We start from the raw sequence: 12,972 nt of genomic DNA, 5'->3' as shown, positions 1-12,972 counted from the left end.
ATCAAAGCCCAGTCTCACGATCGGGCCTTGATGTTTTTAGCGTGTTAAACAGCCAACGTTTGGTTTTTACCTGCCAAGAGAGGGCCAGATAGCCGGTTATTCCCACCATTTTCGGGCTATATCAGAGTCTTATCAGTTTCATTTACTGCCATTTGAACAACTCTACAGATGGTCAAATCAGCCTTCTGCTGCCTGCTGACTACAGGGCAGTTCCATATTGACCACCCCCTCTGCCATTTGCACATCGATCTTGAAGCCAAGCCGTTTGGCGAGGTTGACCATGCCACGATTGCTGGGCATGGTCATGCCGGATAGCTGGCCAATCCCCTGCTCTTTGGCGTAACGGATGATCTTCTCCATCATCAATTTGCCGAGACCCACCCCTTTCAAGTCCGATCGCACCAGAATGGCAAACTCGGCATCGCTCTGGTCCGGGGTCGAGATAGCGCGTACCACGCCGAGGATTTGATCCTGCAGCTCGCCATCTTGCCCCACCGCTACGAAGGCCATTTCCCGGTCGTAATCGATCTGGGTCATGCGAGCCAGCTCTTCATGGCCCAGCTCACCCACATCGGCGAAGAAGCGTTTGTACCTGTCTTCATCGGAGACCTGCAGCACAAACTGCTTGTGAGCCGGTTCATCTTCCGGCCGGATCGGGCGCAGCAGGATATGGCGCTGATCCTTAAGCCAGGCACCTTCCTCCAGTTCGGTAGGATAGGGGCGGATTGCCAGCCGGTTGCTGGTCGGGATGGAGGGGTCTGCCAGCACGAGGCTGGCATCCAGCACCACCATTTCGGCACCGCACGCTTGCAGCGGGTGCAGGTCCAGCTCCTGAATCTCCGGAAAGGCGAGCAATAGTTCGGAGAGCTGGCAAAGCACTTGGCCCAAGGCATCGATATCCAGTCGTTCCGGCGTCGCCTGTTCGCGGATTTTACGGCTTTTGAGTGCGCCGATGATCTGGTAACGAGCCAGCGCGTGATTGAGCGGCGGTAGCGCCGCGACCATCTCCTGCGGTTCGGCACCCGATTCACCCAGCAGAATGACGGGGCCAAAGATGGCGTCTTGCTGGATACGCACCCGCAGCTCGAGGCCGCCGTTGCGGCGGGCCATCCGCTGCACCAACAAGCCTTCGATGCGGGCGCCCGGATCATGTTGTTTGACCCTGTCCAGAATGGCATCTGCGGCTTGTGCCACTTCGGCCGAGGTGCGCAGATTGAGCACTACCCCGTGTACGGCAGACTTGTGCAGGATATCGGGAGAACGGAGTTTGACTGCCACCGGGTAGCCGATCTGCTCGGCAGTCAGGGTCGCCTCGATGGCGTCGGTGACGATCCAGGTTGGCAGGGTCGAGAGACCGGCAGCCTGCAAAATCGGGTGCACCAGATGGGTATCCAGCCTCAGCTGTTTGCGGTCTTGCGCCTGGCGGATCAGCTGCTGGCACAGCTCGACATTGAGCTGGTTGCCATGCAGTGAAGCCGGGGTTTCCATCAGTTGCTTCTGGTTGCGGCGGTATTCCACCATGTGCATGAAGGCCGCCATGGCGCTTTCCGGCGTGCGGTAGGTCGGGAAGCCCGCTTCAGTAAAGAGTTTACGCCCCTCCTGCGCCGAGTATTCGCCCGCCCAGTTGGTGAGGATATTGAAACGGCGTGCTCTGGGATGCTGTTTCAGATGGGCGATAAGATGGCTGGCCAGCGGCGCGCTCGGTGCCGTGAGCGAGGGGGCGTGGATGATCAGGATGGCGTCGATGCCGTCTTCCTGCAACATGCTGTCCAGCGCCTCCTGATAGGTGGTGATGGTGGCATCGCTGCCGATGTCGAGCGGCGGGCGAGCCAGCTTGCCACCCCGCTCCAGCAGTACATCCACCGCCATATTGGCCAGACCGCGGCCGTTGGAGATGATGGCGAGCCGCTCTCCCTTGAGGGTCATGGAGTGGCTGAGGGTTTCCACCGCGGCAAACAGTTCGTGGGTATCCCGTACCCGCAGCATGCCAGCACGGCGGATGGCGGCATCATAGACATTGTCGAGGCCGTGGGCCGGTTCGTGGCGCCCGCTTTTTAGCACCAGGATCGGCTTGTTGCGCGAGGCTGCCCGCGCCGCCGAGAGAAAGTGGCGGGCGTCGTGCAACTTGTCCATGTAGATCAAGATGGCGCGGGTGACGCTGTCGCGGGAGAGCTGATCCAGCAGCTGGCCGAAGTCGATATCGCAGTGATCGCCAAGGGAGATAAAGGCGGAAAAGCCCAGCTCATGCTGCTTGGCCCAATCCAGAATGGTGGTGCTGACGGCGGCGGATTGCGACAGAAAGGCGACCTGCCCCGGCTTGGCGGCAATGGGGGAAAAGCTGGCGTTAATCCCCTGGCCGGGCAGCAACATCCCCATGCTGTTGGGGCCGAGCAGGCGAATGTCATATTGCTGGCAGACCCGTTTCAGCTCCAACCGTTCCTCGGGGGAAAAGTCGGCGGCCAGTATGATGGCAGCCCCCGCACCCTTCTGGCCGAGCGCTTCCAGCAACGGCAAGACCCGCTCCCGCTTGGTGCAGATGATGGCGAGATCCGGGGTCAGCGGCAGGCTGGCAATATCGGGATAGGCCAGCACGCCAGCGATGGCCTTGTTACGCGCGGTGACGGGGAGGATGGGCCCTTTGAACTGGCCCGCCAGCAGGTGGCGCACGATCACATGGCCCGCTTTGTGCGGATCGGTCGAGGCGCCGATGATGGCGATTGATTGGGGTTTGAACAGCCGATCCAGACCGCTTGCGTTCATGGGCACTCCCGTCGAAAGGGGGAAGATACCAGTCTAATACGCCTTTGCTGCGGGTTCTGTGACCGGATCCTGATCACCGTTTGTTCAGGGTGTTGGCACGCAGATAAATAGCCAGTCGGGTGCCCGCACGCCTGTCTGCACAGGCAGAGCCACAATCGTCGCTTTTAGCGCAGTGAAGTCTGGTTCTGCGCGGTATACCAGAAGGCGCGGATCAGCGGTTCTTCCAGCCGCTTCTTGAGCACCCCGATCCCCACATCAAATGGCTTGAAGGCGGGTTTGAGGTCGATGATCCGCACCTTGTCGCCGAGCGGGCTGTGGTCGATCACCGCCGCCGGTACCAGCCCCACACCACAGCCGAGCGCCACCATGGCGACGATACCCTCGTTGCCCGCCACTTCGGCATAGATGTTGGGGGCGATCCCCTTGTTGCGAAACCACTGATCGCTGCGTTTGCGGGCCAGCCCCTGTTCGGAGAGGATGACTGGCAGCTGCTCCCAATCAGGTTCTCCCTGACGGAACCACAGGTTCAGTTGCGGGGCGTTGCGCGGCGCGATAAAGACCAGCGGCACCAGCTGAAGGCTGGCGAACTCCAGCTTGGCGGGCAGGGCATCGGGGCGGGCAGCGATGGCGAGATCGGCCTCGTCGGCCAGGATCTTGTCCACCGCCAGCGCCGGGTCGCCGGTCTCCAGCTTGATCTCCAGCTGGGGGTAGCGGCGGCGAAAGCGCTCCAGTACCTCGGGCAGCAGAAAGTAGCTGGCAGTGACCGAGCAGAAGACCCGCAGCCGCCCCTGCAGCGGTTCATCGCTGCGTTTGAGCTCCTGCTTGAGCTGGCGCCACTCCTGCAACAGGCCGCCGCCGAATTCGCGCAGCTTCTCGCCGGCGGGGGTGAGCCGTACCGAGCGGTTGTCCCGCTCGAACAGGATGCAGCCGGTCTCCTGTTCCAGTCGCTGGATGGCGCGGCTCAGGGTGGAGGGGCTGACCGCCATGGCATCGGCGCTTTTGCCGAAATGAAGGGAGTCGGCGAGGTGGAGAAACAGCTCGAGATTGCGAAGGTCCATCTTTCAGCTCCTGGCGCGGCATGTGTGCCCGATATCCAGCGGTTGGCGGCTTGTTTCTGCCATCTCGCGGTACATTCAGCAGGCAATTATGAAGGGTTAACGTTTCAGTTATTGCAATGTACTGTTTCGAATATATCAGTTCAGGCAATAAGTGTCCCGCGCTATAGTGGTTCAGACAACGCCGCTATCCGGCATGGAATCAATCGAACGGAGCAATCACCATGGCTAACTATTTCAACACCTTGAACCTGCGTCAGCAGTTGGCCCAGTTGGGCAAGTGTCGTTTCATGCAGCGCGAAGAGTTCGCGGACGGCTGCAACGTGCTGAAGGGCAAGAAGGTGGTGATTGTGGGCTGTGGTGCCCAGGGTCTGAACCAGGGTCTGAACATGCGTGACTCCGGGCTGGATATCTCCTACGCCCTGCGCAAGGCCGCCATCACCGAGAAGCGCGCCTCCTGGCAGAAGGCTACCGACAACGGCTTCGCGGTCGGTACCTATGAAGAGCTGATCCCGACCGCCGATCTGGTGCTGAACCTGACTCCGGACAAACAGCACTCCGACGTCGTGAAAACCGTGATGCCGCTGATGAAGCAGGGCGCCGCATTGGGCTACTCCCACGGCTTCAACGTGGTGGAAGAGGGTCAGCAGATCCGCTCCGACATCACAGTCGTGATGGTTGCGCCCAAGTGCCCGGGTACCGAAGTGCGTGAGGAGTACAAGCGCGGTTTCGGCGTACCGACCCTGATCGCCGTTCACCCGGAGAACGATCCCAAGGGCGAAGGCATGGCCATCGCCAAGGCGTGGGCCTCTGCCACCGGCGGCGACCGTGCCGGGGTGCTGGAGTCCTCCTTCGTGGCGGAAGTGAAATCCGACCTGATGGGCGAGCAGACCATCCTCTGCGGCATGCTGCAGGCCGGTTCCCTGCTCTGCTACGACAAGCTGGTTGCCGAAGGGACCGACAAGGCCTACGCCGGCAAGCTGATCCAGTTCGGCTGGGAGACCATCACCGAAGCCCTGAAACAGGGGGGCATCAGTCTGATGATGGACCGCTTGTCCAACCCGGCCAAGCTGCGCGCCTTCGAGCTCTCCGAGCAGCTCAAGACCCTGATGCGCCCGCTGTTCGAGAAGCACATGGACGACATCATCGCCGGTGAGTTCTCCCGCGGCATGATGGCCGACTGGGCCGAAGACGATGCCAAGCTGTTCGGCTGGCGCGAAGAGACCGGCAAGTCCGCCTTCGAAAACGCCCCGGCGTTTGCAGGCAAGATTGCCGAGCAGGAGTACTTCGACAATGGCGTGGTGATGGTGGCCATGGTCAAGGCGGGTGTCGAGCTGGCGTTCGAGACCATGGTGGCCTCCGGTATCTACGAGGAGTCCGCCTACTACGAATCCCTGCACGAGTTGCCGCTGATCGCCAACACCGTTGCTCGCAAGCGTCTGTACGAGATGAACGTGGTCATCTCCGACACCGCCGAATACGGTAACTACCTGTTCGCCAACGCCGCCGTGCCCTTGCTGCGCGAGCACTTCATGCCGACCCTGAAAGCGGGCGATCTGGGTGCCAGCAAGGCGGAAGGGCAGAGCGTGGATAACCTGGCGCTGCTGGCGGCCAACGAAGCGACCCGCAACCATCCGATCGAAAAAATCGGCCAGGTACTGCGTGGTTATATGAAAGACATGAAGCGCATCGCAGTTGGCGGTTAAGCCAGCATCGGGCTGGAGGATGAAGGGGCGGGGGTGACGATCCCCGTCGCCGGTCGGACTGGACACCCGACCGGCCAGCCAGAAAAACCAGCCTGACAGTCATAAAAGATGGTCATAAAAAAGCCCCGCTCATCGAGCGGGGCTTTTGCATTCAGAAAGGCCGGTTAAATCAGGCTTTCCACGCTTTCCAGGTGTTGATCAGGCCGTTGGTGGAGCAGTCGTGGCTGGTGACAGCCTCGTTGTTGCCCAGCTCAGGCAGGATCTTGTTGGCCAGCTGTTTGCCCAGCTCCACGCCCCACTGGTCGAAGGAGAAGATGTTCCAGATTGCGCCCTGTACGAAAATCTTGTGCTCGTACATGGCGATCAGGGCACCCAGGGTTTTCGGGGTCAGGCTCTTGAACAGGATGGAGTTGGTCGGGCGGTTGCCTTCGAACACCTTGAACGGCACCAGATCCTTGACCTGCTCCAGGGTTTTGCCAGCAGCCAGGAACTCGGCTTCAACCTCTTCCTTGCTCTTGCCGAAGGCCAGCGCCTCGGTCTGGGCGAAGAAGTTGGCCAGCAGTTTCGGGTGGTGGTCACCGATCGGGTTGTGGCTGATGGCCGGCGCCAGGAAGTCACAGGGGATCAGCTTGGTGCCCTGATGGATCAGCTGGTAGAAGGCGTGCTGGCCGTTGGTGCCCGGCTCACCCCAGATGATGGGGCCAGTCTGGTAGTCAACCGGCTTGCCGTTGCGATCCACGTACTTGCCGTTGGACTCCATGTTGCCCTGCTGGAAGTAGGCAGGGAAGCGGTGCATGTACTGGTCGTACGGCAGAATGGCTTCGGACTCGGCACCGTAGAAGTTGTTGTACCACAGGCCAATCAGCGCCAGCAGCACCGGCACGTTCTGCTCATAGGAGGCAGTGGCGAAGTGCATGTCCATCTCGAAGGCGCCTTGCAGCAGGGCTTCGAAGTTCTCGAAACCGACGGAGAGGGCGATGGGCATGCCGATGGCAGACCAGGAGGAGTAGCGGCCGCCAACCCAGTCCCAGAACTCGAACATGTTGTTGGTGTCGATACCGAACTCGGCCACGGCCTTGCCGTTGGTGGAGAGGGCCGCGAAGTGTTTGGCAACGTGGGCCTTGTCACCGGCGATATTGATGAACCAGTCGCGGGCGGTCAGGGCGTTGGTCATGGTCTCCTGGGTGGTGAAGGTCTTGGAGGCCACCAGGAACAGGGTGGTTTCCGGATCGATCTTCTTCAGGGTCTCGGCGATGTGGGTACCATCGACGTTGGAGACGAAGTGCATCTGCAGGTGGTTTTTGTAGGGACGCAGTGCCTCGGTGATCATCACCGGGCCGAGATCGGAGCCACCGATACCGATGTTGACCACGTGCTGGATCGCCTTGCCGGTGTAGCCTTTCCACTCGCCTCCGATTACCTTCTCGCAGAAGCCCTTCATCTTGGCCAGTACGGCATTCACTTCCGGCATCACATCCTTGCCGTCGCACTCGATGGGGCGGTCGGAGCGGTTGCGCAGGGCCACGTGCAGTACGGAGCGGCCTTCGGTCATGTTGATCTTGTCGCCATTGAACATGGCATCGATCGCGCTGCGAAGATCGGTCTCTTTGGCCAGATCAACCAGCAGCTTGAGGGTTTCTTCGGTGATCAGGTTCTTCGAGTAATCAACCAGGATGTCGCCGCCGAAGGTGAGGGAAAACTTGTCAAAGCGCTTCGGGTCCTGCGCGAACAGATCCTTGAGTCGAGTCTCTTTGTTTGCTGCAAAGTGGGCTTCCAGTGCCTGCCAGGCCTGGGTTTGGGTTGGATTGATGTTTTTCATAGGATTCCTGAAATGCCAAGTTGTGTTTGAACCTTGCAGGCAAGGTCCCGCCAAACCTTATTATCCGAGCATTATAGCGAGCTGGCCGGGCGGTCCGTGTAACAGAGTTTTACCGATTGTCTTTTACCGCAATGGGGCAACCGTCGGGAGTATACAACCAGAACATCGGGATTATGAGTCACGAAAGCAAGGGAGATCTTGCGCTCGCTCATGATTGGGGCTGGCCCGCAGCTCTGAAATTGTTTTCATTCCGCCGGCCTGATTATGCAGCGAATGGTGCGCCAGAAATGACAATGCCGGCCCGAAGGCTGGCATTGTCTGTTGCAGCAGAACCGCGATCACGCCTGCGGTTTTTGCATGTGCATCACCATCTGCGGGAAGGGGATCTCGATGCCTTCGGCATCAAAGGTCAGTTTCACCTTCTCGTGGAAGTCGAACCAGACCCCCCAGTAGTCAGCGGTTTTCACCCAGGGGCGCACCACGATATTGACCGAGGAGTCGGCCAGCGCGGCAACGGCAATGGTGGCTGCCGGATCTTTCAGGATGCGCGGCTCTTCGCTCACCAGACGCTCGAGGATCTGTTTGGCCTTGCGCAGGTCAGAGCCGTAGCCGATGCCAAAGGTCATATCGACGCGGCGGGTATCCATGCGCGAGTAGTTGACGATGGTGCCGTTGAGGATGGCGGAGTTCGGGACTACCACCATCTTGTTGTCACCTGAGGTGAGGGTGGTGGTAAAGAGCTGAACGGACTGCACCACACCCGCGGTGCCTGCCACTTCGATAAACTCGCCCGCCTTGATGGGGCGGAAGATGATCAGCAGGAAGCCGGCAGCGAAGTTGGAGAGCGAGCCTTGCAGCGCCAGACCGATGGCCAGACCGGCGGCACCGATAATGGCGACGAAGGAGGCGGTCTGCACCCCGACTCGGCCCAGAGCGGCGATCACCACAAACACCAGAATGGCGTATTTGAGGATGCTGCCGATGAAATGGGTGACGGTGGTGTCCAGCTTGCGGGCCTGCATCACCTTGACCACGCCACTGCTGATGAGGTTGGCGGCGATATAGCCGACCAGCAGGGTGAGCAGGGCGGCCGCGATGTTGACGGCATACTCGATCAGCAGTCCCTGGTTGTTGACCAGCCAGGTTTGCGCTTCGGTAATGATTTCGGGTTCCATAGGATGTCCTGTCAGGTTCTAAAAGGTTTATGGTGGATAAATCTAACACCGCAGCGCGACAGTACGGGTCGCATCTGGTACTTCTTTTCTGCCATAAAAACCTGACACAAAAAAGAAGGGGGGCCAAAGCCCCCTTCTTTTCTTTTTGCTGAATGACGCTAAAAAACCATCAGCTCTGCAGCAGTTGGCTGCGGATAAATTGCCACTGATCCTCGAAGCCAGCGGTGGGCTTGAGCTTGAACTCGGAACGGACAAACTGGCTGATGCGGCCTTCGGTGTAGGCCAGCAGCAGATTGGCCAGCATGGTCTCGTCGAGCTGGAAGCCCTGCCCCTCGCGCAGCCGCTTCTCGCGTAGTACCTGCTTGATCTGGGTCTCCAGCTTGTCGAACAGGATGCTGATGCGATCCCGCAGCCGATCGTGCTCACCCAGCAGGGCGTCGCCATTGAGGATGCGGGTGATGCCGGGATTGCGCTCGGCGAACACCAGCAGCAGCTGCAGGATGTGGTGGCAGCGTGCCATGGTGTCCTTCTCTTCCGCCATGATCAGATTGACCCGTGACAGCAGGGAATCCTCGATAAAGTCGATCAGCCCCTCGAACATCCGCGCCTTGCTGGGAAAATGTCGATAGAGGGCTGCTTCAGAGACGCCGACCTCAGCCGCCAGACGGGCCGTGGTGATGCGCTGGCCGGGACTGGTTTCCAGCATATGGGCGAGCGCCTGCAGGATCTGATCGCGCCGACTCTGTTTCTGATTACTGCTTGCCATGGATTCCCCTAAAAAAACAATGGCTTGATTCTATTATTAAGCACCGCCCATCGGGCTGGTGTGGTCTGTTATTGGCGACCAGAAGAACCAAAACCGCCTTCACCCCGTTCGCTCTGATTGAACTCATCGACCAGTTGGAAGCTGGCCTGAACGACCGGCATGATCACCAGCTGGGCGATGCGCTCGCCGGGTTGCATGGTGAACTCATCCTTGCCGCGGTTCCATACCGAGACCATCAGTTGACCCTGATAGTCGGAATCGATGAGACCGACCAGGTTGCCCAGCACGATGCCGTGCTTATGGCCGAGACCGGAGCGGGGCAGGATGGTGGCACACAGACCCGGATCCTGGATGTGGATGGCCAGACCGGTCGGTACCAGAGTGGTATCGCCCGGAGCCAGAGTCAGCGGTGCATCCAGCAGAGCGCGCAGATCCATGCCGGCAGAGCCCGGTGTGGCGTAGGCGGGCAGCGGGTACTCGGTACCGATACGGGCATCCAGAATCTTCAGTTCAATTTGTGTAGTCATGAATCGCTTTTTCAGTTGGATCTTGTGTTGGCGCCCCTCTTGGCAGGCGGGGCGCCGTGAGTCTTGTTCTTTCGGGACGCTCAGTGCCGGTAGTGGCGCGCAATCAGGGCGATCAGGTGACGGGCCAGCGTCAGCTTGTCGGCCAGCGGCAGAGGCGCCTGACCCCCTTGCCAGAACACGGTCAGGGCGTTGTCATCGGCGTTGAAACCTTGCCCCTCGCGGGATACATCGTTGGCGGCGATCATGTCCAACCGCTTTCGCTGCAATTTATCGAGGGCGTATTGTTCCACATCCACGGTTTCGGCGGCAAATCCGACGGTGAAGGGTTTGTCTGAAAGGGCACCGACGGCCGCGATAATGTCGGGATTCTTCACCAGCTTCACCACCATCTGGTCGTTATCGCCGGTCTTCTTGATCTTCTGACTGGCCACCTGTTCGGGGCGATAGTCGGCTACCGCGGCGCAACCGATGAAGAGGTCGCACTCGCCCAGCTGGCTCATCACCGCCTGATGCATTTGCTCCGCGCTCTCCACATCGACACGGGTCACGCCAGCAGGCGTAGCCAGCGTCACCGGGCCGCTCACCAGCGTCACTTCGGCGCCCGCTTCGCGGGCAGCGCGGGCGATGGCATAGCCCATCTTGCCGGAGCTGTGGTTGCTGATGTAGCGCACCGGATCCAGTGCCTCGCGGGTTGGACCTGCGGTGAGCAGCAGCTTGACGCCTGCCAGCAAGGGCTCGGCGGCCAGCTGCTGGCAGCAGCGATCCACCAGTTCGAGGGGATCCAGCATCCGGCCCGGGCCCACATCGCCACAGGCCTGGCTGCCGGAGTCCGGCCCCCACAGCAGGACGCCGCGGCTGGCCAGGGTCTTGAGGTTGGCCTGGGTGGCGGCGTTGAGGTACATCTGCTGGTTCATGGCGGGCGCCAGGGCGACCGGTGCCGGGGTGGCCAGACAGAGGGTGGTCAGCAGTTCATCGGCCATGCCGGCCGCCATCCGTGCCATCAGGTTGGCGCTGGCGGGGGCGATCAGCACCAAATCGGCCCACTTGGCCAGCTCGATATGGCCCATGCCCGCTTCGGCAGCCGGATCCAGCAGGCTGTAGGCCACCGGATGACCGGAGACCGCCTGCAGGGTCAGCGGTGTGATGAACTCCTTGGCGGAGCGGGTCATCACCACCCGCACTTCGGCCCCCTGATCTTTCAGGCGGCGTACCAGCTCGGCACTCTTGTAGGCGGCGATCCCGCCACTGACACCCAACAGGATGCGTTTATCGGCCAATCTCATCTGCAGTTTCTCTATCCGGCTTACTCTGACTGGTTGGCTAAGATACCACAGGCAGGGGATGACGACAGGGGTTGGCATCAAGGGGTTGTGGCGGGGAACACGCAAATATTTGCTATGTTTTTTCTCAACAGGGATGAGGGAGAGACAAATGAGCATCAAGGAGTGGCCAGAAGATGAACGCCCCAGAGAGAAGCTGCTGCGACAGGGGCCAACGGTGCTCAGTGATGCCGAACTGCTCGCCATCTTTCTGCGCACCGGCGTCAGTGGCCTGAGTGCGGTCGATCTCTCCCGTAGCCTGTTGAATCAGTTCGGATCGTTGCGCAATCTGCTGGGTGCGGATCAGCAGGCGTTCTGCGAGGCTCACGGCCTTGGTCCGGCCAAATATGCCCAATTGCAGGCGGTGCTGGAGATGGCCAAACGCCATCTGGCGCAGCAGCTGCAGCGGGGCGATGCCCTGACTTCGCCTCAGCTGACCCGCGACTATCTGCAAGCCCAGCTGCGGGATAGACCGCGGGAGGTGTTTGCCCTGCTGTTGCTCGATAATCAGCACAGAGTCATTCAATTTGTTGAGCTTTTTTACGGCACTATCGATTCGGCGAGCGTCTGGCCAAGAGAAATCGTGCAGATCGCGCTCAAACATAATGCAGCCGCTGTGATTCTGGCGCATAATCACCCGTCCGGCGTTGCCGAGCCCAGTAGGGCCGACCGCCAGATCACGGATAGGATCACGGCCGCTTTGGCCCTGATCGATATCAGAGTGCTGGATCACTTGGTGATCGGTGATGGCATCACGGTTTCTTTTGCTGAGCGCGGTTGGCTATAACTGTGCTCTGGCACCGTATTAGTTGATCTTTGATCACGGATGCTGTATAAAATGCCGCCTTCTGTTTGCCCCGCAATCGAAGGCCAGCGGGGCAGATATTTGCTCGAGCAATGAAGTAAGATTTGGAGAGACTGACATGTCTAGAGTATGCCAAGTAACCGGCAAGCGCCCGGCAGTTGGTAACAACCGTTCGCACGCTAACAACGCTACCAAGCGTCGTTTCCTGCCGAACCTGCACACTCACCGTTTCTGGGTTGAGAGTGAAAAACGCTTCGTAAGCCTGCGCGTATCCGCAAAAGGCATGCGTATCATCGACAAGCGTGGCGTTGAAGTGGTTCTGGCTGAACTGCGCGCCAGCGGTGTTAAGGTATAAGGAATTAGATCATGGCTAAAGGTATTCGCGAAAAAATTCGCCTGAACTCCAGCGCCGGTACTGGTCACTTCTATACCACTACCAAAAACAAGCGCACCATGCCCGAAAAAATGGAGATCAAAAAGTTTGATCCCGTTGTTCGTCAGCATGTGATCTACAAGGAAGGCAAAATCAAGTAATCTCTTGATTCTGTCTCAAAAACCCGGCTTCGTGCCGGGTTTTTTTATACGTCGAATTCAGTACACTGGCGGTTCAAAGGGGGGCTTGCCATGTTCAAATTGAGCCGCAAAGGCTGGAATAACGTGATCATAGTGGTGGTGCTGATCGTGATCACCCTGTTGCATCGTATGGAGTTGGCCCAGCAGGAGAACAGCGCCAAGCGGGCTCGCCCCTTGCTGCCGGATGCGGCCGTGGTGCTTACCTGGCAGGGGCCGAGCTGGCAGATTGAGCGGATCGGTCAGGGCTGGCGCAGTGTGCCGGATCTGGGACTCGACACGGCGCAGCTGGATGCCCGGCTGGCGCGCTGGCAAGGCTGGTTGCTACCCCCCGGCGAGGCGGTGCGCGGTACCCCGGTGACCATCAAGGTGTGGATTGCCGGCCAGAGCGATCCGGTCGAGATCGGCCTCTATCAGAACAGCGGCCAATATGGCGCTCAGCTGCCGTCCGGTCTCTGGCTTGCCCTCAC

Annotated in this window: 12 protein-coding genes; 5 read left to right on the top strand and 7 right to left on the bottom strand. The window is 59.8% G+C overall.

What is annotated here, in order from left to right:
• Positions 1–177: 177 nt before the first annotated feature.
• Both ACRAUW_RS13215 and ilvY read right to left on the bottom strand, forming a co-directional pair.
• A complete protein-coding gene (locus ACRAUW_RS13215) occupies positions 178–2,760 on the bottom strand; it encodes a GNAT family N-acetyltransferase (RefSeq protein WP_431362634.1) in 2,583 nt (860 codons plus the stop codon).
• Between the two features lie 164 nt (positions 2,761–2,924).
• On the bottom strand, positions 2,925–3,818 hold the full coding sequence (ilvY, locus tag ACRAUW_RS13210) for an HTH-type transcriptional activator IlvY (RefSeq protein WP_431362633.1): 894 nt from the start codon (positions 3,816–3,818) through the stop codon (positions 2,925–2,927).
• A gap of 221 nt (positions 3,819–4,039) precedes the next feature.
• Here ilvY and ilvC point away from each other — a divergent pair, with 221 nt between their 5' ends.
• The gene (gene ilvC, locus ACRAUW_RS13205) at positions 4,040–5,521 is read left to right on the top strand and encodes a ketol-acid reductoisomerase (protein WP_182933180.1); all 1,482 of its coding nucleotides are present in this window, start codon (positions 4,040–4,042) and stop codon (positions 5,519–5,521) included.
• Between the two features lie 169 nt (positions 5,522–5,690).
• Here the strand turns inward: ilvC and pgi are convergent, their stop codons facing one another.
• From pgi to coaBC, 5 genes are all read right to left on the bottom strand, one after another.
• The gene (pgi, locus tag ACRAUW_RS13200; RefSeq protein ID WP_021231531.1) at positions 5,691–7,340 is read right to left on the bottom strand and encodes a glucose-6-phosphate isomerase; all 1,650 of its coding nucleotides are present in this window, start codon (positions 7,338–7,340) and stop codon (positions 5,691–5,693) included.
• A 338-nt stretch (positions 7,341–7,678) separates the two neighbouring features.
• Positions 7,679–8,515 (bottom strand): mechanosensitive ion channel domain-containing protein, encoded by an 837-nt coding sequence (locus tag ACRAUW_RS13195; protein WP_431362632.1) that lies wholly within the window; start codon positions 8,513–8,515, stop codon positions 7,679–7,681.
• Positions 8,516–8,684: 169 nt separating this feature from the next.
• Complete coding sequence (gene slmA / locus ACRAUW_RS13190; protein WP_005339495.1) at positions 8,685–9,281, bottom strand: nucleoid occlusion factor SlmA; 597 nt, start codon at positions 9,279–9,281, stop codon at positions 8,685–8,687.
• A 68-nt stretch (positions 9,282–9,349) separates the two neighbouring features.
• Positions 9,350–9,808 (bottom strand): dUTP diphosphatase, encoded by a 459-nt coding sequence (gene dut / locus ACRAUW_RS13185; RefSeq protein ID WP_005339498.1) that lies wholly within the window; start codon positions 9,806–9,808, stop codon positions 9,350–9,352.
• 80 nt (positions 9,809–9,888) lie between these two features.
• The gene (gene coaBC / locus ACRAUW_RS13180; protein ID WP_431362631.1) at positions 9,889–11,091 is read right to left on the bottom strand and encodes a bifunctional phosphopantothenoylcysteine decarboxylase/phosphopantothenate--cysteine ligase CoaBC; all 1,203 of its coding nucleotides are present in this window, start codon (positions 11,089–11,091) and stop codon (positions 9,889–9,891) included.
• 148 nt (positions 11,092–11,239) lie between these two features.
• Between coaBC and radC the strand changes: the two genes are divergently transcribed.
• The 4 genes from radC to ACRAUW_RS13160 form a co-directional block, all read left to right on the top strand.
• On the top strand, positions 11,240–11,914 hold the full coding sequence (gene radC / locus ACRAUW_RS13175) for a RadC family protein (protein WP_431362630.1): 675 nt from the start codon (positions 11,240–11,242) through the stop codon (positions 11,912–11,914).
• Between the two features lie 136 nt (positions 11,915–12,050).
• On the top strand, positions 12,051–12,287 hold the full coding sequence (gene rpmB / locus ACRAUW_RS13170; RefSeq protein ID WP_005307492.1) for a 50S ribosomal protein L28: 237 nt from the start codon (positions 12,051–12,053) through the stop codon (positions 12,285–12,287).
• Between the two features lie 11 nt (positions 12,288–12,298).
• A complete protein-coding gene (gene rpmG, locus ACRAUW_RS13165) occupies positions 12,299–12,466 on the top strand; it encodes a 50S ribosomal protein L33 (protein ID WP_005307500.1) in 168 nt (55 codons plus the stop codon).
• 90 nt (positions 12,467–12,556) lie between these two features.
• The coding region (locus ACRAUW_RS13160; protein ID WP_431362629.1) for a hypothetical protein at positions 12,557–12,972 on the top strand (416 nt) is incomplete at its 3' end.

It is taken from the genome of Aeromonas sp. (assembly GCF_050633025.1).
Taxonomy (GTDB): domain Bacteria; phylum Pseudomonadota; class Gammaproteobacteria; order Enterobacterales; family Aeromonadaceae; genus Aeromonas.
This window is presented reverse-complemented; position numbering and strand designations above follow the sequence as displayed.

What these genes read in the sequence shown, in the direction of transcription:
- ACRAUW_RS13215 (WP_431362634.1), bottom strand. Translation starts at nt 2,760, where the DNA reads ATGAACGCAAGCGGTCTGGATCGGCTGTTCAAACCCCAATCAATCGCC.
- ilvY (WP_431362633.1), bottom strand. Translation starts at nt 3,818, where the DNA reads ATGGACCTTCGCAATCTCGAGCTGTTTCTCCACCTCGCCGACTCCCTT.
- ilvC (WP_182933180.1), top strand. Translation starts at nt 4,040, where the DNA reads ATGGCTAACTATTTCAACACCTTGAACCTGCGTCAGCAGTTGGCCCAG.
- pgi (WP_021231531.1), bottom strand. Translation starts at nt 7,340, where the DNA reads ATGAAAAACATCAATCCAACCCAAACCCAGGCCTGGCAGGCACTGGAA.
- ACRAUW_RS13195 (WP_431362632.1), bottom strand. Translation starts at nt 8,515, where the DNA reads ATGGAACCCGAAATCATTACCGAAGCGCAAACCTGGCTGGTCAACAAC.
- slmA (WP_005339495.1), bottom strand. Translation starts at nt 9,281, where the DNA reads ATGGCAAGCAGTAATCAGAAACAGAGTCGGCGCGATCAGATCCTGCAG.
- dut (WP_005339498.1), bottom strand. Translation starts at nt 9,808, where the DNA reads ATGACTACACAAATTGAACTGAAGATTCTGGATGCCCGTATCGGTACC.
- coaBC (WP_431362631.1), bottom strand. Translation starts at nt 11,091, where the DNA reads ATGAGATTGGCCGATAAACGCATCCTGTTGGGTGTCAGTGGCGGGATC.
- radC (WP_431362630.1), top strand. Translation starts at nt 11,240, where the DNA reads ATGAGCATCAAGGAGTGGCCAGAAGATGAACGCCCCAGAGAGAAGCTG.
- rpmB (WP_005307492.1), top strand. Translation starts at nt 12,051, where the DNA reads ATGTCTAGAGTATGCCAAGTAACCGGCAAGCGCCCGGCAGTTGGTAAC.
- rpmG (WP_005307500.1), top strand. Translation starts at nt 12,299, where the DNA reads ATGGCTAAAGGTATTCGCGAAAAAATTCGCCTGAACTCCAGCGCCGGT.